General features: G+C 43.5%; 25 protein-coding genes, 1 tRNA gene, 1 pseudogene and 1 riboswitch. Of the genes and pseudogenes, 8 read left to right on the top strand and 19 right to left on the bottom strand.

The features are described 5' to 3' along the window. Nucleotides 1-19 precede the first annotated feature (19 nt). From BR06_RS0104445 to argB, 3 genes are read right to left on the bottom strand one after another with little or no spacing between them, the layout of a single operon-like run. A complete protein-coding gene (locus BR06_RS0104445; protein WP_031480543.1) occupies nt 20-1,261 on the bottom strand; it encodes a molybdopterin molybdotransferase MoeA in 1,242 nt (413 codons plus the stop codon). 4 nt (nt 1,262-1,265) lie between these two features. Continuing rightward, complete coding sequence (locus BR06_RS0104440) at nt 1,266-1,976, bottom strand: molybdopterin-guanine dinucleotide biosynthesis protein MobB (RefSeq protein ID WP_031480541.1); 711 nt, start codon at nt 1,974-1,976, stop codon at nt 1,266-1,268. Nucleotides 1,977-1,994: 18 nt separating this feature from the next. After that, entirely contained in the window at nt 1,995-2,873 is an 879-nt protein-coding gene (gene argB / locus BR06_RS0104435) for an acetylglutamate kinase (protein WP_031480539.1), read from the bottom strand. 240 nt (nt 2,874-3,113) lie between these two features. Between argB and BR06_RS0104430 the strand changes: the two genes are divergently transcribed. Then, nucleotides 3,114-4,298: a cation:proton antiporter gene (locus BR06_RS0104430; protein WP_031480537.1), complete on the top strand. Its 1,185-nt coding sequence runs from the start codon at nt 3,114-3,116 to the stop codon at nt 4,296-4,298. Nucleotides 4,299-4,443: 145 nt separating this feature from the next. Then, nucleotides 4,444-4,800: a PilZ domain-containing protein gene (locus BR06_RS0104425; RefSeq protein ID WP_031480535.1), complete on the top strand. Its 357-nt coding sequence runs from the start codon at nt 4,444-4,446 to the stop codon at nt 4,798-4,800. Nucleotides 4,801-5,083: 283 nt separating this feature from the next. Here the strand turns inward: BR06_RS0104425 and BR06_RS0104420 are convergent, their stop codons facing one another. After that, a complete protein-coding gene (locus BR06_RS0104420) occupies nt 5,084-6,250 on the bottom strand; it encodes an MFS transporter (protein ID WP_031480533.1) in 1,167 nt (388 codons plus the stop codon). A gap of 145 nt (nt 6,251-6,395) precedes the next feature. Here BR06_RS0104420 and BR06_RS0104415 point away from each other — a divergent pair, with 145 nt between their 5' ends. After that, complete coding sequence (locus tag BR06_RS0104415; protein ID WP_051676922.1) at nt 6,396-7,142, top strand: potassium channel family protein; 747 nt, start codon at nt 6,396-6,398, stop codon at nt 7,140-7,142. 124 nt (nt 7,143-7,266) lie between these two features. Here BR06_RS0104415 and proB read toward each other — a convergent pair whose 3' ends face one another. The 15 genes from proB to BR06_RS0104335 form a co-directional block, all read right to left on the bottom strand. Further along, nucleotides 7,267-8,418, bottom strand: a complete 1,152-nt coding sequence (gene proB, locus BR06_RS0104410) for a glutamate 5-kinase (protein ID WP_031480529.1) — start codon at nt 8,416-8,418, stop codon at nt 7,267-7,269. Next, nucleotides 8,384-9,442 (bottom strand): GTPase ObgE, encoded by a 1,059-nt coding sequence (gene obgE / locus BR06_RS0104405; protein WP_034602855.1) that lies wholly within the window; start codon nt 9,440-9,442, stop codon nt 8,384-8,386. Before obgE ends, proB begins: the two co-directional genes overlap by 35 nt. 244 nt (nt 9,443-9,686) lie before the next feature. Further along, nucleotides 9,687-9,956, bottom strand: a complete 270-nt coding sequence (rpmA, locus tag BR06_RS0104400) for a 50S ribosomal protein L27 (RefSeq protein ID WP_031480525.1) — start codon at nt 9,954-9,956, stop codon at nt 9,687-9,689. A 32-nt stretch (nt 9,957-9,988) separates the two neighbouring features. After that, nucleotides 9,989-10,300, bottom strand: coding sequence for a 50S ribosomal protein L21 (rplU, locus tag BR06_RS0104395; protein WP_031480523.1), 312 nt, complete (start codon nt 10,298-10,300; stop codon nt 9,989-9,991). A gap of 104 nt (nt 10,301-10,404) precedes the next feature. Then, the gene (locus BR06_RS0104390) at nt 10,405-13,488 is read right to left on the bottom strand and encodes a DUF5714 domain-containing protein (RefSeq protein WP_031480521.1); all 3,084 of its coding nucleotides are present in this window, start codon (nt 13,486-13,488) and stop codon (nt 10,405-10,407) included. Nucleotides 13,489-13,569: 81 nt separating this feature from the next. Continuing rightward, complete coding sequence (locus tag BR06_RS0104385; RefSeq protein ID WP_031480519.1) at nt 13,570-14,316, bottom strand: ComF family protein; 747 nt, start codon at nt 14,314-14,316, stop codon at nt 13,570-13,572. A gap of 3 nt (nt 14,317-14,319) precedes the next feature. Next, on the bottom strand, nt 14,320-14,703 hold the full coding sequence (locus tag BR06_RS0104380) for a response regulator (RefSeq protein WP_031480517.1): 384 nt from the start codon (nt 14,701-14,703) through the stop codon (nt 14,320-14,322). Continuing rightward, complete coding sequence (locus BR06_RS0104375) at nt 14,700-15,302, bottom strand: flavodoxin family protein (RefSeq protein WP_031480515.1); 603 nt, start codon at nt 15,300-15,302, stop codon at nt 14,700-14,702. The genes BR06_RS0104380 and BR06_RS0104375 overlap by 4 nt, the downstream gene beginning before the upstream one ends. 284 nt (nt 15,303-15,586) lie before the next feature. Then, the gene (locus BR06_RS0104370; protein ID WP_031480513.1) at nt 15,587-16,210 is read right to left on the bottom strand and encodes an MBL fold metallo-hydrolase; all 624 of its coding nucleotides are present in this window, start codon (nt 16,208-16,210) and stop codon (nt 15,587-15,589) included. Continuing rightward, complete coding sequence (locus tag BR06_RS0104365) at nt 16,210-16,728, bottom strand: nitroreductase family protein (protein ID WP_031480511.1); 519 nt, start codon at nt 16,726-16,728, stop codon at nt 16,210-16,212. Before BR06_RS0104365 ends, BR06_RS0104370 begins: the two co-directional genes overlap by 1 nt. Nucleotides 16,729-16,743: 15 nt before the next feature. Next, nucleotides 16,744-17,334, bottom strand: a complete 591-nt coding sequence (locus BR06_RS0104360; RefSeq protein ID WP_031480510.1) for a hypothetical protein — start codon at nt 17,332-17,334, stop codon at nt 16,744-16,746. 179 nt (nt 17,335-17,513) lie between these two features. Then, complete coding sequence (locus BR06_RS0104355) at nt 17,514-17,786, bottom strand: hypothetical protein (protein WP_031480509.1); 273 nt, start codon at nt 17,784-17,786, stop codon at nt 17,514-17,516. Nucleotides 17,787-18,018: 232 nt separating this feature from the next. Then, nucleotides 18,019-18,116: riboswitch (SAM riboswitch) on the bottom strand. Nucleotides 18,117-18,247: 131 nt separating this feature from the next. After that, entirely contained in the window at nt 18,248-19,807 is a 1,560-nt protein-coding gene (locus BR06_RS0104345; RefSeq protein ID WP_031480507.1) for a DNA repair protein RecN, read from the bottom strand. Between the two features lie 12 nt (nt 19,808-19,819). After that, nucleotides 19,820-20,665: an ABC transporter permease gene (locus tag BR06_RS0104340; RefSeq protein WP_031480506.1), complete on the bottom strand. Its 846-nt coding sequence runs from the start codon at nt 20,663-20,665 to the stop codon at nt 19,820-19,822. Further along, nucleotides 20,665-21,657, bottom strand: coding sequence for an ABC transporter permease (locus BR06_RS0104335; RefSeq protein ID WP_031480504.1), 993 nt, complete (start codon nt 21,655-21,657; stop codon nt 20,665-20,667). The genes BR06_RS0104340 and BR06_RS0104335 overlap by 1 nt, the downstream gene beginning before the upstream one ends. A gap of 197 nt (nt 21,658-21,854) precedes the next feature. Here BR06_RS0104335 and BR06_RS0104330 point away from each other — a divergent pair. The 5 genes and pseudogenes from BR06_RS0104330 to BR06_RS0104310 form a co-directional block, all read left to right on the top strand. Next, a tRNA-Ala gene (locus tag BR06_RS0104330) sits at nt 21,855-21,930 on the top strand. Nucleotides 21,931-22,140: 210 nt separating this feature from the next. After that, on the top strand, nt 22,141-23,088 hold the full coding sequence (locus tag BR06_RS0104325; protein WP_031480502.1) for a DUF4238 domain-containing protein: 948 nt from the start codon (nt 22,141-22,143) through the stop codon (nt 23,086-23,088). 184 nt (nt 23,089-23,272) lie between these two features. Beyond that, nucleotides 23,273-24,073, top strand: coding sequence for a hypothetical protein (locus BR06_RS0104320; RefSeq protein WP_031480500.1), 801 nt, complete (start codon nt 23,273-23,275; stop codon nt 24,071-24,073). A gap of 102 nt (nt 24,074-24,175) precedes the next feature. Next, on the top strand, nt 24,176-24,415 hold the full coding sequence (locus BR06_RS0104315; protein WP_031480498.1) for a helix-turn-helix transcriptional regulator: 240 nt from the start codon (nt 24,176-24,178) through the stop codon (nt 24,413-24,415). 9 nt (nt 24,416-24,424) lie between these two features. Next, nucleotides 24,425-25,086: pseudogene (locus BR06_RS0104310) on the top strand (hypothetical protein); the annotation flags it as partial.

The raw sequence follows: 25,086 nt of genomic DNA, 5'->3' as shown, positions 1-25,086 counted from the left end.
TCTCCATGTACGAAGTATACTAAATCATCCAAACTTGAATTTCTTGTCCTGCGTATGATCCTTCTGTGTCGGCAGGAATGATCATAAGCCCGTCGGCCTGAATTAATGTCTTCAGAAGACCTGATTTGCCATAAATCGGCAGGGCCAGTGGAAGCTTACCTTCTCTGTGCTCAAGTTTAACTCTGACATAATCTTCACGGCCCGGTTTAGACGGTGTATTACGTCCAAGCTCGGCTTGTTTCACAGGGCGGTCCAGTCTGGAAAAGCTATTCTTTTCACCCATAAGATGCCTGATGAAGGGCATTACTATAGACAGCATCACGACCTGAACGGACGTTACCTGACCGGGAAGTCCAAGTACAGGCTTCGAGCCTGCTTTACCTAAAATTGTGGGTTTTCCGGGACTTATAGCCACGCCATGAGCAATGATTTCAGAGTCGGGCATGGCTTCGATTGCTTGGACTGTCAAATCGCGCATACCGACTGAGCTACCACCGGAAAGTAATACGAGGTCATTTTCTGCTATGGCTTTGGCTAGCGTCGCTTCTAGCTTGTCTATTTCATCACGGACAATGCCGTAATTAACAGGAATTGCCCCCGCTTTAGATACAAGACAGCGAAGTGTGTGGGAGTTGACGTCCCGAATCGATCCGATACGGGGCGGAGAATCTATTTCAACAAGCTCGTCACCTGTGGAGATAATTCCGACGCGTGGTTTTTTGTGGATAGATACATTCTTAATTCCGAGAGCTGCCAGTAACCCTACGTCTTGAAAGCGAACGGCATGGCCTGCTTCGTAAATTTTTTCACCTTTGGCCGTGTCCTCTCCCTTAAGCATGACGTGCTCACCGGGGGCAGAAGATTTGCGGATCTCAATGGTTCCGGAACCAAGCTCCTGAGTGTGTTCAACCATAACAACTGCGTCTGCGCCCTCAGGCAATGTTCCGCCTGTAGCAATTGCTGCGCAGTCTCCACTTTTAAGGACAAAATCAGGAGCTTCGTCAACTCGTAACTCCGCGCAGCATTCGAGATATGCCGGATTACCCTCAGTTGCTCCGAAAGCGTTTCGAGCATTTACAGCAAATCCATCCATGCACGAGCGGCTGGCGGGCGGCAGGTCTTCCGGTGAAACAATATCTTCACCAAGGACAAGGCCGAACGCGTCAGAAATGGGTGACATCTCAATGTCTGTAGGAGCAAAGGAAAGCAGGAAAGATTCGAACTCTTCCCTGCTGATGATGTTAAAAAAGTCGTGATTCATCTATTTAGCTATCCGTTTTGATAGTGATATTTAAATCGCCGGGCGCGTAACCTTTAAGCTGTCCCAGCATGGCAGATATACCCGCTGAAAGGATATCTGATACGAACGGGTTAAGTGCTAGTGGCATACCGTTGCAGGTTACATCCATTTTACCGGATGTTGCTTTACAGCCATCCCGTGTTGCTTTTCCTGCATTAATATCTGCTGCGAAATCTCGGCATAATTCACGTCCGCAAGCTCCGCAGTTCAAACCGGGCAGGAGAAATCCTTTATCCATAACAAGTCCGGCGAGCCTTTCAATTTCTGCTGCACTTGGAGGATTGTCCTTTGTACAGGCTGGAATTTGCGCCAGTGCAAGTTCTGGGAAAAACTCTTTGTCGTCAGCATCTTCACGTACAGTAATTATGCGCGGCATCCATCCAAGCTTATTTCCACCTTCCATGATGATGACATCAGCATCAAGCAGGGGGAGTAAGTCGTGAAGTGGTTTTTCTTGATTCCATGAAACAAAGGATTGAGTTGGTGAGTAAGCGGCTACACAGGATGCAATCTCTTTATATTGCTGAGTGTCCGTTCCTTCCGCTTCATCAAAACCGTGGTGGGAGTGTTTTATAATCCCAACTTTCATTCCTTTGTCAGCAAAATGTTTTGCTAATGCTAATCCTAGTGTTGTTTTTCCGGTCTTCTTTTTTCCAACTATTGCAATGGCTTTCATTAATATCTCCAGATTGTGTTAGCTGATAATTTCTGTGCCGATACCATTTTTGGTGAAGAGCTCAAGAAGAACACAGTTCTCAACTCTTCCGTCAATAATATGTGCTTTTTCAACTCCACCATTCACCGCTTCAAGGCAGCAGGTTAGCTTAGGTATCATACCGCCGGTTGCAAGCCCTGAATCAATCGCTTCGGCCGCTTTACGGCAGGTCATTGATGAAATTAACTTTTTATCCCGATCTAAAAATCCAGCAACATCTGTAAGTAGATGAAGCCTTTTTGCATTCATTGCAACGGCAACAGCACTTGCCACGGAGTCAGCGTTAATATTGTAGGTGGCTCCTTCGTCATCGACTCCAACCGGAGCAATAACGGGGATAAAGCCATCGCGTTGTAATGAGTGTATTAATGTTGTGTTGACTTCGGTAACCTCTCCAACCTTACCCAGATCTATGATTTCAGGGGCTTTCGCTTCAGATTCGATAACAAGCTCTTTTTTTTCAGCTTTTATAAGCATCCCGTCTTTACCAGAAAGTCCAACAGCTTTTCCGCCATTAAGGTTAAGCAGGTTAACAATTTGCTTATTCACTTGTCCCACCAGAACCATTTCAACCACGTCCATAGTTGCTTCATCAGTAACGCGGTAACCACTCTTGAACTGGCTGTCGATGTTTAGAGCGCTAAGCATTTTTTGTATCTGCGGTCCGCCACCATGAACAACCACCGGATTAACTCCGATATATTTAAGTAAGATAACGTTAAGAGCAAAGGCCCTTTTAAGTGGTTCATCAATCATGGCATTTCCGCCGTATTTGATGACAACCGTTTCTCCGAAAAATTCTTTAATATATGGTAATGATTCAATTAGCAGTTTTGCTTTCATAATTTCTCTTTCCATAGAATTAAACTCTCCTAATATTTACTCAATTATAATAATATATATTCGTTTCAAATGAAATTTATCAGTAAATTAAAATTAAAAAACTTTCAGACTCTGTATAATTGAAAAAGGTGACAAGGGAAACCCTGTAATTACGATGGGGACTGAATTAAAGAGTTCTTTTTAATTTTTTAAATTTAATATAAAATCATATGCTTGATGAACCTCGGAATACAAGCACTTTAAACGAGAATATCTATGACAACTTCTGCGCTGACTCTCATTACCTTAGGGTTATTATTTCTGCTCGGACTTGTTGCGGATTTTATAGGACGCAGTACTTTTATTCCTAGAGTCTCAACACTTATGGTTTTTGGGTTTTGCATCGGTCCGGCTGGATTCGATGTTCTTCCTGCTGAAACAAGTGAATGGATTGAAGTTGTTTCGGATATGGCTCTTGTAATGATCGGATTTATTTTAGGTAGTTCTCTTAAAATTTCAGATTTCAAAAAAAATGGCCGTCTAGTCATTGTGATAACAATTGCGGTTGTTCTCGCAACATCTACGATCGTTGGGTTAGGCCTTTGGATGTCGGGAATACCATTATACCTAGCTCTTTTATATGGAGGGATTGCGCCTGCAACAGCTCCTGCTGCCACTATTGATGTTATCCATGAATCAAAAGCGCAGGGGCCATTTACAGATAGTCTTATTAAAATAGTTGCCACGGACGATGCTCTCGGGCTGATAATTTTCAGCTTAATGATTGCTGGGGCTCAGATGATTTTAAGCAGTGGTGGTAGTCTGGAAACGCTTGTTTTGGGCGGGCGTGATATTGTTTTAGCTATTGTTGTTGGCCTTGCTCTCGGGGCTCCCATGAGCCTACTTGCCGGACGCGTTAAGCCCGGAGAACCGACTCTGCTTGAGGCATTGAGTATGGTTTTTATTTGCGGAGGGGTTGCTTTGTGGCTGGATGTTTCATTTCTTTTAGCTGCAATGACCATGGGATCTGTCGTTTCAAATATGGCAAAGCATCATAAATGTCCTTTCTGCGCTATTGAATCGATTAAGGCTATTGAGTGGCCGATGCTTGTGCTCTTTTTTATTTTTGCAGGGGTAAGCATTGAACTTCACGATGTTTCAGAAAACGCGCTGCTTATTGTTTTATATATATTACTTCGAATCATCAGTCGTTTCATAGGTTCTGTCGGTGGCGCTACAATGGTTGGTGCTGGAAAATCTTATGGATATTGGATGGGAATGGCTCTAATGCCGCAGGCCGGAGTCGCGCTCGGCATGGCATTAACTGCTGCACATAGGTTCCCAGAGCTTGGATCAATTGTGACGGTTATTGTCACCTCAACGGTATTTTTTGAAATTGCAGGGCCAATATGTACTCGCATTGCTTTGCGGAAAATGAAGGAAGTTCCGCGTAGATTGTGAATAGGGTGAGCATACGTTCTTGTGCTCTATAACAAATAGAGACATTGTATGTTTTGAAAATAGTGTTTATTATAGCAGGAATGGTAAGATGTGACTTGCTGAAATAGTATTATGACAGTTAATATTATGATTAATGGAGTACTTAATGGGACAAGACAAAAGGCGAAGAACTCGTATTGATGCTGAGTTTACTGTTCAAATAAGTAAAAAAGGCTTTGGAGTAGAAGTGGCAACTCACAACCTGAGCATGAAGGGTATTCTTTGTGATGGTGTTGAGGGTTTTTCCGCAGATGATGCTTGTACTGTATCAATTGCCCTTTCTGAGGACATTATAGTTATTATCGAAGGGAGGGTTGTAAGAGCTGATAAAACCGGACTGGCAGTAGATTTTGTTGCAATGGATGAGGTTAGTTTTACTCATTTGCGCAAGATGGTTAAGTATAATTCTACGGATGCAGACAGTATTGATGGTGAACTTATTTCGCCTGCTTTTGATGTTTAATAGCCGGAATGCAGAACGATGTAGGTTTAAATATGCACAGCTCATATGCTCTGGCTATTTTTTTTGCTTTTGAGGATGAAATTCCGCAGTCCATAATTCTGCAATAGATGTGGAGCGGGTTCAAAACGTGTTCTAGAAATTCTTTGATTTCGACTTTCATAGGTTTTATAAGTGTTTAATATTTTATTATTAGAATTAGCTCGTTGTTCCTGACTTGCAAAGATAAAAATTGTACCGAAATTTACTTTTAGTCAATTATAAGCATTATTCGTGCCGTACTTTTTTATGCTTTAAATCCTCTCAGGGTGGCGAGCGTGATAATGAATGTTATCGTAGCTATTACGACTCCTGCATAAAAGACTGAATCCAGCCCGAATCCCGCATAAATTAGACCCATTAATATAGGGGCAATAGTTTGTCCTACTCTTAGAAGCATCCCGTTTATAGCCATGAAAATAGCTCGTTGTTCCATTGGGGCAATTGCTGTGATCATTGACATGGTATTCGGAAGGTTAAGACCTTGGCCAAGTCCGAAAAAGCATACGGGTATTATACACCAAAGTGCTGCGCTTGAATTCGGTAGTAAAATCATTGCGGCAGCATAGGCGAAAGCTGAAAGAGCAATCATTTTTGTTTGAGACATTATATGTATAAGCCTACCCATTTGTGAGGCCGCTATAGCTGTAACAAAAGATGCACTTGAGATAACGAATCCGATCATTATTGGCGAAGACCCGAAGCGTGAGCTTAATAGTATCGGTAGGTATGTCACAATTGGGCCGTATAATATTATGAAAGTCAGCGTTGATATGGCGAAAAGGCCGATCACCTGTCTGTTTTTCATACCGCTTATTGCTGCGTTCAGGTATTTCATGAACGCTCCGTTGGATGTCGGTTCTGGGCTATCAAGCTTATAGGCTACTACCCAGGCTAAAGGGAGTGCTGTTGAAGCTAGTAAGAATGGGGCTTGCCAATTTATTTGAGCTAAAGCTCCACCTAAAGCAGGTAATATTGCTGTTCCGATGCTAAGCACACTTGCATTTAGCCCCATAGCTTTGATACGATCTTCCCCTGTGAAAAGATCACCGATTATGGTGAGGCAAAGCACTCCGATGGCAGCAGCTCCTATTCCTTGGATAACACGTAAGGCAAGTAACCATTTATAGTCGGGCGCAAAAAAACACCCTATTCCAGCTAGTCCAAAAAGTATCAGCGAAGGAACAAGAATTTTTTTCCTGCCGATTCTATCCGCGAAGATTCCGGCTAATGGCGCAAATATGATTCCAGGTAGTGTGAATACAGTAAAAACTAATCCTATTGATGAAGGCGAAATCCCTAGTTCTTTTATCATTAGCGGTAATGAAGGGATTATACTTGAGACTCCCATGACAGCCATTAAGGTGACTGTGAAAACTATGCGGAGATTTTTATTTTTACAAAGGTCTCTCATTAACTAATGTCCTTTCCAAAGATGTAGATGAAGTGGCAAGCTACTCGCAAAATCTAGACACCGCAATAGTGCGGATTCGGAAAAAGTTGGCCGTATAAACAAATGAATAGAAATTTAAGTTCATGTGCGATATTAAGAGGCTATTATGTTTAGATTATATAAAATATTCAGGCACAGTCCTTCCAAATTTACAATCCTGTTAGCGTTTCTTGTTTCACAGGTTCTTATCCAGCCCTTAGCAAGTGAGTCCGTTTTCTGGCAACAAACTATTTATTTCTATACTTACCTAGTTTTACTTTCTGCTATGACAGCCATTGCTAAAAGCCGGTTTAAGATTTGTAGTTTTATAGTTCTTTATGTCGTCTCTTTTGTTAGTTCGATAATGTTTATGCGGACTGATCTTGTGCATTGGCTCACGGCAAGTGAAGTTGCAGATATGATTATTCTTGGCCTTACGGTATGGGGTATCATGAGTTTTATGTCCAAACAGAAGCGGGTAACACGTGACTTAATTTCCGGAGCGATCTGCGTCTACATGCTGATAGGTGCGATCTGGGCAAATGGTTATAGTGTTTGTGAAATATACCATTCTGGTTCATTTTCTGGATTAGATCTTGGGGGGACTGTTTATGCTGCGCGCAGGTCTCTTTCTTACTTCAGCTATATTACGATGATGACTATTGGGTATGGTGAAATGCTGCCCGTTACCCCTATTGCTCGAGCACTTGTTATGTTGCAAGGTTTATTCGGGCAAATGTATCTTGCTGTATTTGTAGCTGGAACCATTGGAATGTTCTTGTCACAAAGAGATCGGGAGCGAGCCATAGAAATGAGAGCAAATATTAGAAAGGTAGAGGCAGGCAGAGGAAAAGAAAATCACAACAGTTCATGAATTAGAACAGTTGTGATTCTTTAATGCTTACGACCGAGTAATGATCTTTTAATATTTATAAACGGGAGAGGACTTACTTTGGTGATCGTAGGGACTATTTAGAGGGGCTTGAAGCCCGAAGAATCTAAAGAGCTGCGTCTAAAAGCAGATTATCCCTGTGAATAGCTTCTGGGAAAGGACATTTGCCTAGAATTGATTCTATCTCATCAGACTTGTGTCCGAGTATTTTGGCCATATCTTCAGAACTGTAGCATGATAGTCCAACTGCAATCGGTTTTTCGTCCGCGTCAACGACTCTGACTAATTCACCAGCTTTGAAAGTGCCGGCTACGGAAGAAATACCAGCTGGAAGTAGACTTTTCCCGCCTGCCATAAGAGCTTTTTCAGCTCCTTTATCAATGACTAAATCTCCGGCAGGGTCGCAGTGGTAAGCCAGCCAGAATTTGCGGCGGGATACACTCTTTTCGTCAGGAACAATCCATGTTCCGCACTCTTCACCGTTAAATACACGCTCAATGATCATGCGTTCTTTACCTGCTAGTATCAGGGTCGGAACGCCGAGTTGTGCTGCTCTGTGAGCTGCCCTCATTTTAGAGAACATACCTCCGGAGCCGACAGCAGTCTTGCCGTCGCACATGGTATCAAGGTCAAGGGCTCCGATATTAGCGATGTGGGAAAGATGTTTAGCATCATCATTTTTGTCAGGATTTTTATCAAAAACCCCGTCAGCTGATGTGAGGTTAATGAAAAGATCAGCTTCCACGACATTTAGGATTAAACTTGCCAGAGTGTCATTATCTCCGAATTCAAGTTCCTGAACTGCGACGGTGTCGTTTTCATTAATGATTGGGATTACTCTCCACTCAAGAAGGCGTGAAAGAGTGTTGCGGACATTCAGAAATCTGTCGCGATGTTTGAGGTCATCACGAGTAAGCAGAATTTGTGATGAAACGAGTCCGAATCTACGGAATGTTTCATCATACTCATGCATAAGGCGGCTCTGACCAATAGATGATGCCGCCTGCCTTGCAGGAAGATCATTCAGCTTATGGCCCGCAGGAATAGTTTCACGTCCGGCGGCAACTGCGCCGGATGAGACTAAAACAATATCTACCCCACGTTCGTGGAGTGTCGCAAGCTGGTCCGCAAGTCTGCAAATCAGCCCGAGGTTAATGCCTTCTGATGTTGTCAGAACAGCACTGCCTATTTTTACAACAATTCGCTTTGCTTCGCGAAGAGTTTTAAGCCTGTTCTTCAGTTTTCCTGCTTTGCTCATCAGCTTCCTCTTGATTCATTTTACTGAATCGAGTCCACATGTCACTGAGGAGTTCTTCAACTCCGTCTTCGTGAAGTGCAGACATGAAATAGATGTTATCATTAGCCTCTTTAGCTTTTTCTTTTAAAGCTGCAAGGTCTTCTTCGGAAAGCAAATCAATTTTGTTGATGACTCGTATCTGTGTTTTAGCTGCAAGCTCATCGTCATAAATGCGCAACTCTTCATCGAGTAGATCAAATCCGGAAAATGGATCATCTAAGCTGAGATCAGATGCGCTTAGAATATGTACAAGAAACCTTGTACGCTCAACATGTTTCAAATATCTGTGGCCGAGACCCATGCCTGTGCTTGCCCCTTCAATCAATCCGGGGATATCAGCAATGACCATCTTGTTCCCTTCATAGTCTTCGATAACACCTAGATTCGGAACAAGAGTGGTGAATGGGTATGCTGCAATTTTTGGCTTTGCAGCAGAAATTTTGGAAATGAAAGTTGATTTTCCTGCGTTCGGAAGCCCAAGCAAGCCTACGTCTGCAATAATCTTGAGCTGTAGGCGAATGCGTTTTTCTTCGCCGGGGAAGCCGTCTTCAGCCTGACGCGGAGCTTGGTTGACAGAGGATTTGAAGTGGATGTTTCCACGTCCGCCGTCACCGCCCTTACAGACGACAACTTTTTTGCCTTCTTTAGTAAGGTCAGCAATGAGTTTTTCAGATTCGTCTTCTCTATCTACTTCGAAAATCATTGTTCCCATAGGTAGATCAAGAATTAGATCTTCTGCAGCTTTACCGTATTTATCACGGCCCATTCCCTGCTCACCACTTCTAGCTTCATAAACTCTTTTGAGTCTGAAATCGTAAAGTGTAAGGAGCTGCGAGCTTCCGCGAAGAATTAAGTCTCCGCCTTTGCCGCCATCTCCGCCGCTGGGTCCGCCTTTCGGCATGTTACTTTCTCGTCTGAAAGCAACACAACCATTGCCGCCTTTTCCTGATCCCACTGTAATTCTAGCTTCATCAATAAACTTCATTTAAAAATCCTTCCTTAAAATGACCGGAGAAGGGGCTAGCCTTATCTCAGCCAGTAATATTCTCGGATTTAAATAGACAAAGCTGCAAGTTAACCTTTCGAATGCTTACTGAAATAAACAGTGAAGCATTTTAGCGGCTTATCGCAGCGGAATAAGGGAAATCCATTATGGATTATAGACGACAAAAGGCAGGGAACGCATTATTAGTGCGACCCCTGCCCGAAAAACTTTCGGCCTGAAATTACTAGGCTTCGTGAGGAACTATGGAAACTCTGGTTTTACTACGGTTGTTGCGGATATACTTTTCGTATTTCACAACGCCGTCAACCAGTGCAAACAATGTCCAGTCTCTACCTGTGCCAACATTCGTGCCGGGGTGGATTTTAGTTCCAACCTGACGAACCAGAATGCTACCAGCAAGAACTTCCTGCCCACCATAACGCTTCACGCCGCGGCGTTTAGCATTACTATCGCGACCATTCCTGGTACTTCCGCCTGCTTTTTTATGTGCCATTTTAAGTCTCCTTAAGAGGAATTGTCGTCAACCTAAGCCTGGATGGCGTCGATTTTGATTCTTGTGAAATCCTGACGATGACCCTGCTTAGTCTGTGAGTCTTTCCTGCGTCTTTTCTTGAAAACGATGATTTTTTTATCACGTCCGTGCTCAAGAATCGTACAGGCTACTTTTGCGCCATCAACATAAGGTGCGCCGATTTTGATATCTTCGCCCTGGCCGATGAGAAGAATTTTATCAAGATCAACTTTAGTGCCTGTTTCAACGTCCATTTTCTGGATGTTGAGTTCGAGGCCTTCTTCAACGCGGATCTGCTTGCCGCCAGTCTCTATTATTGCATACATTTTGTAACTTACCTCCGTCACGTAAGAGAGGGGAAGGTATCCGTAAGTCGGTATAAAAGTCAAGCTCTGTTTTAATTTAATTCAACAGAACTTCCACCTAAATCTTATTCCGAGCCAGTGCGGATTGTCTTCCCTTTATTGTTGCGGATTACAGGGCAGCTTTTGCCCATGCACTCCAGATTTGTGGTCATTTGGGAGCACACCATATGCTCGTCTGCCAGAATACGCAAGCCAAGAATTTCATCTGATATCTGTGCGGCCGATTTTAGTGCCAACCATGAGTCTCTCTGGCAACATCTTGCAGCCTGAATATTTGCGATTAGCTCAAGAGCCGCAAGGGTTCCGCGCTGTGCGGACGATCTGGATTGACCTGTTATCGGAGTGGCTTCATTAATTGCACTTATGGCCACTCCAACGCCAATTGCAGCCCCGCAAGCACCCATGAAGCCGCAAAATCCTCCAGAAATTTTAGATCCGCGTGCAATCGCAGTCTCAATTACCTTGTCCTCGATAGCTCCGCCGCTATTGCGATACACTGTTGTAATTATGCCGGGGACAATGGCATGGTGTTCCGGCCCGTGGACAGGAATTGAAGGATGACTTCTAATTTTTTTTAGAAGTGCTATCATGTCCGTTTCAGTGCTGCTTATGAGTAAACGGGGTAGAATTCCCACGCTGTCTTCCCTGTGGCAATTGTCACACACGAAATGGTTGTTTTTACAGTGAGCGTTGGCTTCCCCCGTTTCACCGCAGTATTCACAGGTTAATTCTTTATATTCCGAAAAATAATCCAGCTCAGTACCGCAGACCATACACCCTGATTTGTTTTTAGGGGTTGATTTCGCAGGAGAAGGGAGTTCCATCGCAGAGAGTGATAACTTTTCAAGTTGCGGCTTGCCGGGCTTGTCGAAATCGTCAGGCGTAGGACAACAACATGAGCTGCCGACCATCATATTGGATATGAGTCCGTCATTGTTCAGTACAAATACCTGCTCTCCAAGGCTAGCTGCTTCCTTTGCAGGAACTTCAGTGATGCTTCCCGGTACAAGCAGTTCGCCCTGTGCTGTCTGGGCAGTTGCGAAAGGCCCTCTGAACATTATTTTGGTCATTTTCTCGCTGGTCGGTTTATACGCAGAAAATGTCAGTGAGTAAAAATCATGATCGCCCACAATTCTGTAGGGGAATCTTTTGATCATGGAAATAGATTCAAAACCAGCTTCTTCTAACAGCCCGACAAGATTTTTAATAGTTTGTGCTCCGGCTATGCACTCTCCATGTAGAGTGTCATCATTTCGAATATCAGGTCCGGGTTCAGTTTCGCAGACGACATCTGAGATGGTTAGTCTGCCGCCCGGGGCGAGAATTCTGATCATTTCTGAAAATGTTTTGCGCTTATCAGACGATAAGTTGAGCACGCAGTTTGAAAGTAGCAGGTTAGCGCAGTTATCTTCAAGTGGCAGAGACTCTAGATATCCTTTACGGAAATCCATATTGTCGTAGCCAAGGCTTCGTGCGACTTGCTCTTGCCCCTTTCGCGAGTGGGCAAGCATGGGGTCAAGCATGTCTATGCCTGTAACTCTGCCGGAACTACCAACCATTTTAGCTGCAATAAAGCATTCAATTCCGCGTCCGCTACCAAGATCAACTACATGTTCACCTTTCTCTATTTCAGCGTCCATTACAGGCGATCCACAGCCATATCCTCTGAATCTGAATTCTTCGGGAATATGATTCATTAGTTCTGGTGCGTAGCATGCTGGATTCAAAATATCTTCTTTAGCTGTATCTGCCGCCGCAGTATAAAAGTCTTTCACTATTGCAAGGCTATCGTTGCCTGCTACCGCTAGAAGACAGTTCGTATGTGTCAGTGCTACTTTGCCGTGTCCCGAACACTTATCAAGCTTGTCACCCATCTTTAATAGAAGTTTAGGTGATTCATGAGTCTGACTCTGAGCCGCCTTGTCGGTGATTAGTTTAAGCGCGGTTTTTTCATACAGGGGGGAATATGGATCACTGCCGGTAAAATTCTCGTCATGCATCCAGCTGTGGTCAGTGTCGCCTCCGCCTAGTATCAACTTAAATGGAGTGGATAGATCTTTACTGCTGCTCTCACGTAGCTTGCTTAGAACAGCGCTGTCTTTCCAGCTCGCTTCTAGGCTCGTTTCAATCGGTGTCGCCAGCTCAGCAATGCCTATGGTAGCGGGGGAGGGGTATATGCAGTTGTCTGGACCTACCGCGAATGATTCCCATCCTGCCGTTGATCCGTCATGAATTGTTCCGCAGGGTGCAAAGATCATGCTTTTGATAGCTTCAATATTATCTATTGTGACTCCTGTGCGCTCACTGACATCCATTGCGTCAAGCAAATGGGAATAGATGTCGTTAGGCTCTACAAGACGCTCAGACTCGCCTCTCCCACGCACAAAATACCACATAAAGTGAACGTTTGATGCTCCTGTGTCCGCCGCGAACTGCACAACGTCCTTCATTTCTGTTACATTTGATTTAGTAACGCACATGGATATGGTAAATGGAATTGACTCTGATGACAGCCATTCAAGGGATTTATTGAGGGCGATAAATGCGCCGGGTCCTCTTATTTCATCATGCGTATCTTCGATACCGTCAACACTGATTTGTAGATGACAGCGGTTAAAGTCATAGCGGTTTTTAGAAAAGAACTTTTTAGCATTAAGGCCGTTGGTAAGAATCGCAACATGGTTGGATTCAGCTTCAAGCATTCTGCTGATAATTTTGCCCGCGCCGGGGTGGGTCAGCGGCTCTCCGCCTGTTAGCGCAAAAAGTTTACAGCCAAGTTTTTCAGCTTGTCCAGTCAGCTCTAGAACTGTTTCTGTCGGAAGTTCCTGTTTATCCTCAGGTGAGGAACAGAACAGGCAGTGATTACAACTCATGTTGCAATTATTGGTCAGGTGAAACCATAGCTCACGTAGTTTGTTCAGCTGTAGGAGATCATTTCGTCCCGGATAGTTCGCTGTAGATTCGTCAGGAAGCCGCAACAAAAAGCGTTCATCGGTAATAGATAGGAATGTATTGTTGTCGCTTTTAATCTTTTGTAGCAAGGCGTCACCTGAAGGCGTTGGGACAAACCAGTCAGGAGAGTCTGCTCGGATATAAACAGGAGTATTGTCGTGAGATATTCTGGTCCACTCGTTGAGTTTAAAGGACAAAGCTGAGTCTCCGTATTAATTGTTGCTGAATGAATAAAATTTGTGAAAGACAGAGGAGCGAAGTTACCCCATATCTATAAGTTAAATCAAGGGCTTTGCCAGAACTAGGACTTCAATTCTTTGTGCCCCGGCCTTGTAAAGAGTTCGTGTGCACTCTCTGGATGTTGCTCCCGTTGTGTACACGTCGTCAATAAGCAGAATCTTTTTGTCCGCAATTATTGAGCTGTCGGCAATGAAAGCCTTTGCCATATTTTCAGCACGTTCATTTTTTGAGAGCTCCGTTTGAGGAGTAGTTTTTCGTACTCTCACCAGTGCACGGTCAGAAAATTTTGTCCCTAATGCTTTGGCAATGCTCTTTCCGAGAACTATGGACTGATTGAACCCACGCTTGCGCAGTCTCGAGGGATGGAGCGGCACAGGGATAATGATATCAGGGTGTGATTCTTTTGGTATTTCCTGCGCTGTAACGACTGCGAGTTGTGATAAAACTGACCCGTATCCAAAGCTGTTCCCGAATTTCCAGTCTAGAATTAATCGGCGCAGCAACCCGTCATATGGTCCGTAATAGTATAGCCTCTTATGGAGCGGGCTGTCTTCTATACAATCTGCGCAGAGTCGTTTCTTGTTTTCAGTAGTGAATATATTTATGCCACACAAGATGCAGGAATTGTCTGCTTTTTCAAGGATATCTCCTGAGCACTCCTCACAGATGAGGCTTGCTGCGGCATGAGGCGCGCGGCAGACAGGGCATCTTTTTTCAGCGAAAATTGAGCGGAATAGATCAAATGCTGCAGAAGGTGAAAAATTTGCGAGTAGGCCGGAGATCATGATTTATTGAGAGTTGTGAAGTCTTGAAATTATTTTAGCAAGCTCAGTCTTTGCGATGGGTTTGATCAAGAAACTATTGTAACCGCAGTCTAAACACTTGGTGAGCAGCTCAGGCTTGTCTCCAGTAGTCATGGCAAATATGGGCAGAGTTATTCCTTGTTCCCGGACCTTGGCTACTACTTCGGTCCCATTCATTTCCGGCATGTGAACATCCATTAATGCCAAATCGAAATCTGTACTTACGAGCTTCTCTAGAGCTTCTTTGCCGTTCTCTGCGAAAACAGGTTCAATGCCCAGTTGTGCTAGATATGTTTTAAGAACAAGGCGCACTGGCTTAGAGTCTTCAGCTACCAATATTTTAAAATTTGAATTGTCGTTGCTACTCACGGATTAAGACTCCTTTCCCATGCCTGAATTCCGGCTTGAACCAACAAATCGCACTTTTCTGGATCATTTTTTAAATCATGCGGAGAGTCAATTCCCCTGAATGTAATGGTCGACTCGAGAGTTACTTTGAAAAATTTAAGGAAAAATTTCAAGGTAAGCTCTGCGCCCTCAAAGAGTTTCTCGCCCCTTGGTCTGCCCGCAACAAAGCATGCATATGAGATCCTTTCTTCAAGTTTAGCTATTTGCGATTCGGGCTGATTCATAGCTTCGAAACCCCATTGCCCACGGTCGATAAAGGTCTTTAGCCGTGAGGGTAGGTGGTAGAAATATATGGGCGCGGTAAAAAAGGTGAAGGGCGCATTTATGATCTTTTGGTAAAGCCCTTGCGCTTCATCTTTTTTAGCAAATATGCAGATATTGTTTTTGGACGTGCGGCATTTCAAACAACCTATGCAGTGGTGGAAATCAAGATCGCCAAGATAAACAATTTCTGCATCCCCTCCGGCCTTGCGAATTCCATCAAGGAAAAGGGACGCAGCATAGTCGCTGTTACCTTTTCTATGATGGCTGCACGCAAATATTACCGGAAGTTGTGTCATACTTTATTGCTTTTATGCTTAATGGCTGTTTAGCCCATTCTTTTTCCGCGTGGATGCGTACATGTGAAAGTCGCTTTCACATGATTTTCTTCCTCTTGAAACTCAACCGACCACTCAGGAAGGATAGCTAATAAATGATTTAGCTGTGGTTCGGTTCCTTTATCTACAAGAGCTATAATAATCCGCGTCTTGGCAAAACGGAGATACCAACCTACCTCCTGTCCTACTCCTCAACACTGATTGCGAGCATCAACAATACGTGGATTATCGTCCATTATACACCTCTAGAATTGTACATTGCTGAAAAATGGATTGTGAATCTTTTCTTCGCTAACAGAAGTTGCCGGCCCATGGCCCGAGAGAAGAGCTGTGTTCCCCGGCAGAGTGAAAATCTGTTCCTGCACGGACCTTTGCAGCAGAGCGGTATCGCCGCCGGGAAAGTCTGTTCTGCCAATGGAACGGCGGAAAATAAGGTCACCGACAAAAGCTGTTTCAAGGGCCGGAAAATAGAAGGTCAAACTTCCGGGAGCGTGTCCGGGCGTAGCTAAAACAGTGCATTCTAGGCCGATTATTTCCGTTGTACCGGTCGCGATGTCTTCTGATTCGAAGGCGGGAACCTGTACGCCAATCATACTCCCATTGCCTACGGGAGTATCGAGCACAGGGAGTCCTAAATCTGATGCGTAGATGGTCGTTCCAGTTGCTGTCGCAAGTTCGGAGTTGCCATGTATATGATCAAAATGAAGGTGTGTATTTAGAATGCGATCCAGTTTAACACCTGTTTTTTTCAAAAATTCGAGCACCTGAGCAGGGTCTCCGCCCGGATCAATCACAACAGCTTTATTGTCGTTTACGATTACGTAGCAGTTCGTTTCCAGAGGCCCGAGGCCAAAAACTTTAATATCCATTAGTAGTCCTCCAACATTATTTCAGAAAGATCTTTTCGACTGGATCCGCCTTTCTGGGCGGGGTGACCTACAGCTATGACAGCCTGCAGTTCGTATTTATCAAGCGGGACATTTAAAACTTCGAGAACCTGTGCTTCTTGATTGAGAATTTCTCCCAGCCATACAGAACCTAGGCCGAGTGAATGAGCGGCAAGCATCATGTTCTGGAGACATGCCCCGATGGCTTGATGATCCTTCATCTCATTATAGATGTTCTCGCGCTCAAGGAATACACATATCTGGAGTTGCGCAGCGTCCGCTATTTTTGAATATTTTGTACATTTTGCGACTTGGGCTGCGCGGTGGTCATTTTTATGCACTACCAAAAAACGCCAAGGCTGATTGTTCAGGCCGCTCGGCGCCCATCTTCCAGCTTCGAGTATGCTGGTGATATCTTCGCGGGAAATAGCTTCGTCAGTATATTTACGAATGGATCGTCTGTTTACTAAAGCTTCGAGAATCGGATTGTCATTACTCATTTTAGATCTTCCTTTTTAGAAGGGTACGCCACGGAAAATATTGAATTTGCTGGCCGCATCATCGAATTCTTTAGGATTCAGTTCATTGTTGAGGTCTTTATCAAAGTCGCCGAATTTTTCTTTGAGTTGAATTGCCTCAGCTTCCTTTTCATCAATTTTACCATCATTATTGGAGTCGGCATCTTCGAACGAAGGGAGCGGCTCTCTGACTTCAAAGTCTGAAACGAATTCACATTTGATGTGACGACCATCTGGGGCCATGGTCACATCAATGTTTGTGCCCGGAGCGATGTAGAGTTTTATACATGAATCTCCGGACCACATGTCGATGCCGTTTTTGTCTTCAAGAGCTAATTTTATTTTAGCTTTACCACCTTTTTTATCAAAGCAATCCTTATTATAAAGAGCATTGCATGAACATGCTGCCAAGGTGCGAGCTTTGACTCTACCAAATTCAAATTCGTTGCTTTTGCCCCACACTCGGATGGTTCCTTTTGTGTGGTTGATTATTGTAAAACTTTTTTCCTGAGCCATGGCGGAAGGTGCTGTGCAAATCAATAAAGCAGCAGTAAGGATGAAAAATATAGAAATGTTTTTTAAAGTCATGTGATCTCCCTGTGAATAAACGTTGTACAGGTTTTAACCATACCAGCTCGCAAAAGCAATGCGCTATTGCTAAAATATAAGAAAGCTCTTCTTGGCTGCGAATAAACGCAAACAAGAAGAGCCTAATTTAAACTTATTTATCGAAAAAATATATACGGCAAAGCAAGTGAAACAGGTTGTTATACAACCTTGCCGAAGGATAGAATCAAGTTTTTGCGGAATGTGCGATTTTTCCATATTTCGCAAGGACCGCATTCGGCTACTTCCTTGCTAAGTATTTCGCGGAGTTCTTCTTCTTGCTGTTCATTAAGCTTTAATATTTTTATGTCACCGAGCAGGGCTAGCGGATCACTATAATCCTTTGGCTGCACCTCGCTATGACTGTCTTTACATAAAAACTTAATGACTCCGGAAGGCCTGTTGCATGATGCTTTTTTGACAATGTTTGTCATGTTAAAAATCTCCGTGTTTGCGTCCTACTCCCTTGAATGCCCTGGAGTAGTTATTCCTGTCAGCGTGGGCATTTTAGCGGCATCTGTTTTTTTAGTGGGCGCGCAATTATCATAAATCTTCCCACTTTATTCATCACTGCGGGCAGTGACTTAGGTTGTTCTAAAAGTATCAGAAACAAAAAAAGCACCTCCATGTCTGGAAGTGCTTTTTGAAAAATCTGTGTTGAATCTTCACTCATGGTCCCGAACGGGAGGTTTGGCACCTTGCTATAAAATAGCAGGTTGCCGGATGGTCGACGGGCCAGATCCCTCGCATCCTCTTCATGAGTTGTTTATTTGTAATTCAAAGAACGAGAAACCAAATTATTCCTGCTTTGCTTTGTCGTCAATACTTTTTTTAAGAAAAGCGTGAAAAACATTGAACATGTTACTTAATAGGCTAAAATTGAGGCTTAAAAGGCTTATTCCTTGCCTTCCATTCGTGAAAGTTCAGCTTCAACTTCTGGCGCATCAAGCTGACGGCAAGTGGTGAAAGTTTCTTTGTTAACCACACCTTTATGAATCAGAAAGTGCCTGTCCGCGAGTTTCGCAAGCTGAGGCCAATGAGTGATGACAATCAATTGTTGACGATCTGCCAGTTCCTGCATCTTTTCGCCAACTCGGTTCAGTGTGGCTCCGCCAATGCCAGAATCAATTTCATCGAATATGAGACTAGGTTTGTCTGCTTCACCTTGAAGGCCTGCAATGGCCAGCAGGAAGCGGGAAAGCTCTCCGCCGGACGCAATTTTATCGAGCGGCTGTGCGGACTGGCCAGGGTTTGGAATCCACATTAGCCTGCCGCGCATCTCATTTAGGCCCGGATAAAGCTCATGTGGTTGAAATTCAAATTCTACTCGTACATGGTCTGAGAATCCAAGTTGTTTTAGCTCGGATTCAATGCGCGAAGTAAGCTTCTTATCCGCGACCTTTCTCGCTTCATAAAGAGCTTCAAGAGCAGTGGTGAGCTTTTCTACAAGCTCTTTTTCTTTACGTTCAAGCTGAGCTATTTCAATTGCGCAGGAATCAAGAAAGTTCAGATTGTCCTCGATTTCTTTCTGCATATCGACGATTTGATCAAGCGTACGGCCCAGTTTGCGCTTAAGTTTCGAAAGATCAAAAAGCCTACTTTCGATATCGTCAATAGAATCTTCGACCTCGAAGTCCATTGGCTGAGCGCGCAACCTTCCGGCCAGTTCATCAAGGAAATGTTTGAACTCGACTACGGATTCCCTGTCTTTTTCATAATCTGGGAAAAGCTCACAGACTCGTTCCATTTCAGCAGACAGGTCCGCAAGACCTCCTACTAAATCGGCTTTTCCGCGCATAATATCCATAGCATTCTCGATGCATTTTCCTGCATCATCCTGCTTGCGGAGCGCGTTTTTCTTTTTGAGAAGCTCGTCTTCCTCACCGGGGTAAGGAGCTACTTTATCTATTGCCGCACGTTGAAATTCGAGGAAATCTTTTTTTTCAAGTAACGTAGCGGATTTGTTCTTGAGATCTTCTTTTTTAGCTAAAAGTTCCCGCAATGAAGTCAAAATGGAGTCTTTTACTCGCGGCAGGGATTTATCTTTAAGAAAAGTATCGAGCACAGCACATTGATAGGCGGGTTGCATTAGTTTTTGCTGAGCGTGCTGACTGGTATGCAGGATCATGGTTGCGCCTAAATCTCGGATGATTCCCTGTGAGCTGAGCTTGTCGTTTACATAAACTCTGCTGCGGCCCGTTTCAGCGGAAAGAACCCTGCGTACGATAGATTCATGCCCGTCTGGATGGACAAATATAGCTTCAACAAGAGCCTGCTCTTTCCCGGGACGGACCATGTCGGGAGCCATGCGCTGACCCGTTAAGAAATCTATGGCGCGCAAAATGAAAGATTTACCCGCACCGGTTTCACCCGTCAGAGTGTTCATTCCCGGTGCGAATTCTATTTCAGCGTCTTCGATTAGAGCAAGGTCACGTATTCTAAGCAGTTCCAGCATTTAGTATCCTGTTTACTGTTTGAGTCGGGGATCAAGAATGTCACGCAAAGCTTCACCAAGTAGATTGTAGCCGAGAACTGTAAGCAGTATTGCCATTCCTGGGAAAATTGATAGCCATGGAGCAATTTCGAGCACCTCTTTTCCGTCCATAAGCAGATTGCCCCAAGACGGATCAGGCGGTTGAACTCCGAGCCCTAGAAAGCTGAGCGATGATTCTACAAGTATTGCGCCCGCTACGCCAAGTGTTGCCGAAACAAGCACAGGTGTAATCGCATTGGGCAGAATATGTGTAGCCATGATGCGGATCGGTCCCGCTCCGGCAAGCTTCGAAGCTTGCACAAAATCACGCTTTCGAAGTGATAACGTCTCCGCGCGAACTAGCCTAGCTACGCCCATCCATGAAGTGAATCCGATCACGATCATAATGTTCATAAGACCCGGTTCAAGGAACGCAATAACTGCCAGAATTAGGAAAAATGAAGGGAAGCAGAGCATCACGTCAACGCCGCGCATGATGATTTCATCAACGAGACCTCCGAAGTACCCTGCGGTCAGACCTAACACAAGGCCTATTGCTGTTGAAATTCCAACTGCCACAAATCCGACCCATAGCGAAACTCGTCCGCCATAGAGAATACGTGAAAAAACATCACGCCCTAAAGCATCTGTGCCGAACAGATGAGTCGAGTTCGGAGCCTGTAAAAGATTATCCACATTCAAAGCAAATGGATCGTAAGGAGTTAGAAGTGGCGCAAAAATTGCCGCTATAGAAATCGTTCCTACAAGAGTAAGGCCCATAATCAGCAATCCGTACCTTTGAAAACGAGTAGGGGGTGTCAGTGGTTTTTTATTACGCATCAGTCCTTACCTCCGGCCCGAATGCGGGGATCGGCAAAGCCATATGCAACATCAGCCAGCAAGTTGCCAGCCAAGGTCAGCAGTGCGCCAAGAACAAGACTTCCCATTATTAATGAATAGTCGCGAGACATGACCGCATTATAAAAAAGCTGCCCTAGTCCGGGGAGAGCGAAAATTGATTCAATGATAACACTGCCGCCGATAAGGCCGGGAATAGAAAGACCCAGCAGAGTAATGACGGGCAAAAGGCCATTGCGAAAGGCGTGTTTAAACAGCACCTTGTGCATGGGAAGTCCTTTAGCTTTTGCAGTGACGATGTAATCCTGTCGCAGAACTTCCAGCATGGATGAGCGCATAAAACGCGACATTCCCGCCAGACTTCCGAATGTATAAATGAATATGGGGAGCGCGAGATGGTGAGCTATATCGAGAAATTTACCCATGGGTGATAGTAGGGCATAATCCAGCGAAGTAAGACCAGATATGGGGAAAACAGGGTAGTATATGCCCAGCCAGAGCATGAGCAGAAGCGCAAGCCAGAAGCCCGGAACTGCAAATCCAATGAACACAAAGACCGTCATCCCCCTATCGAACCAGCCGTCCTGTTTCCATGCCGAGTACATACCTATAGGTATAGCGATGAGTAGAGTTAGAAACAGCGACGCTATGTTCATGCCGAAAGTCAGTGGTAAACGCTCTTTAATGCGCTCCCATACAGGGCGGCTATCGCCGGACATGGAGCGACCGAAATCGAAGCGGACCATGCGGGAAACCCATTTGCCGTATTGAACATGCAAAGGTTTATCCAGCCCGTAAAGTTTTTCAAGCTTGTGGCGTGTTTCTATTGTGGCAGTAGGGTTCATGGTTGTTTGCATATCAGTAGGTGAGCCGGGAGCAAGATGAATGACCCAGAAGCTGATAACAGTAATGCCGATGAATACAACACCGACCCATGCGATTTTTGCCAAGATCTTTAATCCAATATCCAGCATGATACCTCGTGAAAAATAGAGATTTAGGCTCCTGTAAGAGCTTTGCTAAGATAGTCTAAGTCCGCTGACGAATCAACAGATGAATCTAAATGCGAATAGAATTCGTTTGGGGTGGGAATATCAGAACAAAGTCGAAAATAAGTGTCATATTGTATTGACAGTTTACCGAGTACTCTGTAGTTAATTCTCCACAGCGTGGGGCTGTAGCTCAGTTGGGAGAGCGATTGAATGGCATTCAATAGGCCGTGGGTTCGATTCCCTCCAGCTCCACCATATATTTCAAGGGTTTACGGGTAAAACTGTAAACCCTTTTTTTGTGCGTTGTATTTTTGTACACCACTTTTCCACCATTTTGTTTTTACATATTTTGAATTACCGTAAACATAGTGACTTGAAATGTCGGTGTTTTTCAACTTAAGTATTAACTCGCTGAGAGTTTTAATAATTTTTGTGGTTTTCAGAAGATAAAGAGAGGAGGTGGGTGTGTGTGCAAAAGACAAGCACCATTATGTTCAACAGGCGTACTTGAAGGGTTTTTGTTCTAAGTCAAATCCCTCTGAGTTGTGGGAATATGACAAGAAGGAGAAAGTGCTTTCTAATAGGATAAAATCTGTTAGGTTAATATGTTGTAGTCATCACTACTATGCGGTTCCAGTCAGTGAAGATGAAATTGATCATGAGCTACTTGAAAATGCATTTAACCTTATTGAAGATCCTTTTATAAGAGTTTTGAGGACGTTGGGGCCGAAAAAAGATGGTGAAAAGATCAAAGTAAGCCATTCTGAATTAATGTCGTTGGCTGAGTATATCAGTTTTCAACTTGTTCGAGTTCCAATGTTTCGCGATAATGTTCACGGAATGGCTAGAGATTCTGTTGTTAGAGCAATTTCGATCTTACTAGATAGTGGCGAAATCCCACATCCCTCTCCGGAAGTTGCAGAAAAGATTAATGGAAGCGGAGGGCTTAATGTTAAGATAGAAGACTTTTTTTCTTTGCCATCAATGGGGGAAATAGCTCCAATGATAATCGAGTCATTGCTTTGTAAAAGATGGTTTTTGTATGTTCCACATGCTGATTTTAACTATGTAGTTTCAGATAACCCTGCTCGGTTTATTTCTGCGACTCCAGAAATCTCTGTTGTTGGTCCTGCCGATCCTTTTGCTTCTATTTATATGCCACTTAGGAAAGATTTAGCGTTAGCGATTTCTCCGCAATCTCTTTCTGTAAATAATGTGGAAAATCAACGAATAACGGAACATCTTAATGTTTGTTATTTAAATAAAAATCAGACAAAATATTTTAATAGGGAAACCGCTAAGTATGCTCAGCGGTTTGTTTATAACAGTTCACAGAATGAGAAACTTTCAAGAATGATATTTAAGCTTCCATATGTTGAGTCTTGTGCCAAGGCTGAGAAACTATTTGTTTAGTTTGTAATAATTAATATCAATATAACCTTTTACTTTATCCTATGATGATTCAAAATTGATAGTTTGGTTAAATATTCCTTCAACCACTTTTCTACCACTTATTTCTTTTTGTTTTTCCAAATTTTGCACTACAGCTGAATGCCATAGCATTCGTGTAGATAAAATCTAAATTAAGGTAATTAACATGACTTTTGAATTAGAACGCAATTGGCACAAAAGACCAACTCACCTAACCATATATGCAGAAGATATGCTCAATCACGTAAGATCATTCTCACGTGATAAACAGCGTTTCAAACGGTCTCTCTCCTTGCTTGAAGACAGAGCACACGGAAGCCTTTTTCTATTTCCTGTGATGATTGTCGAGCAGATGCTTAAGGCTTCCCCAATCGTTGCTTATACTAATTTTGCAAATATTGATTTAAGGCATATTGTTTTGCCCGCTCCATCAATCCTTAAAACGTTTCCTTTTTATCAGTCAATTCAGCAATTATTCAAAATTATAGCAATCTCAAATGATCTGCTGGACGATCTCAATGAAGACAAAAGGATTTCGAGATTGTCCTTGTATGAGTTGTCTGAAGTTGTCTGTAATTTTTATGATTGGGCTTTTGAGACTTATCCACGAGAAGAATTCAGTACTGAGGAAGTTGCTTCTAAAAAAGCTGTTGAAGAAAACATAGAGTGGTTTGCTCTTCTTTGTGATCATCTTAAATCAGGTGAAAAGATTTCTGCTCGCAACTTCTGGAATATGATCAAAACTCAATCTGCTCCCGAAAAGCCGATCTGTTTTGACGAATTTCAAGTCGTCCTCCACGAAGATAAGCTCTTTTACTCCACCCTACCTATGACTCCGAAACAATGGATAGCATATTTGGATCATGAAGAGGCTAATAGAATAGTGTACAAGACATTTGAAAAATACTTATCGAGGTACAAAAAGAATCTTCCAAATAATTCCACTAGAGAGAATAGCGTTAATTAGTGGCGAATAACGCTATGAAATAAACCATTCCACTTTTGTGCATAGCCGATAATCAGTTGTTAATCTTCATACATCTTAACACGTGTACGGAGGTTATCACACATGCCTAATAAACGATCCAATGACTCTTCCGGTGCAGATCTCAAAATTCTGCACCAAACCCTTCCCCCTATCATTGCCCGCAAGGATGTTCAGCTTTACCTTGGTGGCCTCATTTCTAGCGGGTATCTTGCGAACCTTGATTCTCAGGGACGTGGCCCAAAAAGTATTAAAAGTGGAAGACGGGTCGCATACCTTCGGGGCGATCTTATCACATGGCTAGAAAGCTGGTTGCAGGGGTAAGAGACTTAAATGAATAAAGAAACGAACACATCTAAAATAGTCCATAGACTGTGTAATGATGAGCAATTTGCCTTTCAAGAAAGCGCAGCCAATTTGATTAAAGGAATTTGTCCTCAATGTGGTAAGAAAGAGCTGTTCATCTCAAAAGAAAAGCCGTGGCAGTTGAAATGCAACAGGCTCCACCATTGCGGATTCGAAGAAAGTGTCAAAAACATTTATCCTGATCTTTTTGGCTGTTTTTCAAAAAGATATCCTGCAACAGACCAAAATCCAAACAGAACCGCTGATGCCTTTTTGACCAAGGATCGAGGCTTTGATCTGTCCATCATCAAAGGATGGTATGAGCAGAAAGCCTACCTGTTTCCTGACACAAATAAATTCTGTAGCACTGTGCGATTTTATCTGGATAAAAATCGCACTAGATATTGGGAAAGGCTCATAGGTAAAACTACGAAAGACGGACAAAAAGCAAATTTTGGAGGAAAACGAAAAGCTGACGGTTCTATTTATAAAGGGGATGTCTGGTCACCGCCAGATATGCCCATCAATGCGGGTGATAAAATATTTATTGTGGAAGGAATCTTTCATGCCATAGCATTGTATCATCGCAAATATAAAGCGGTCGCAGCTTTTAGCTGTAATCATTTCCCCGAAGCATTCATCCAGCAACA

Source organism: Maridesulfovibrio frigidus DSM 17176 (assembly GCF_000711735.1).
Classification (GTDB): Bacteria; Desulfobacterota; Desulfovibrionia; order Desulfovibrionales; family Desulfovibrionaceae; genus Maridesulfovibrio; species Maridesulfovibrio frigidus.
The sequence above is the reverse complement of the archived record's forward strand: the minus strand, read 5'-3'. Positions and strand labels throughout refer to the sequence as shown.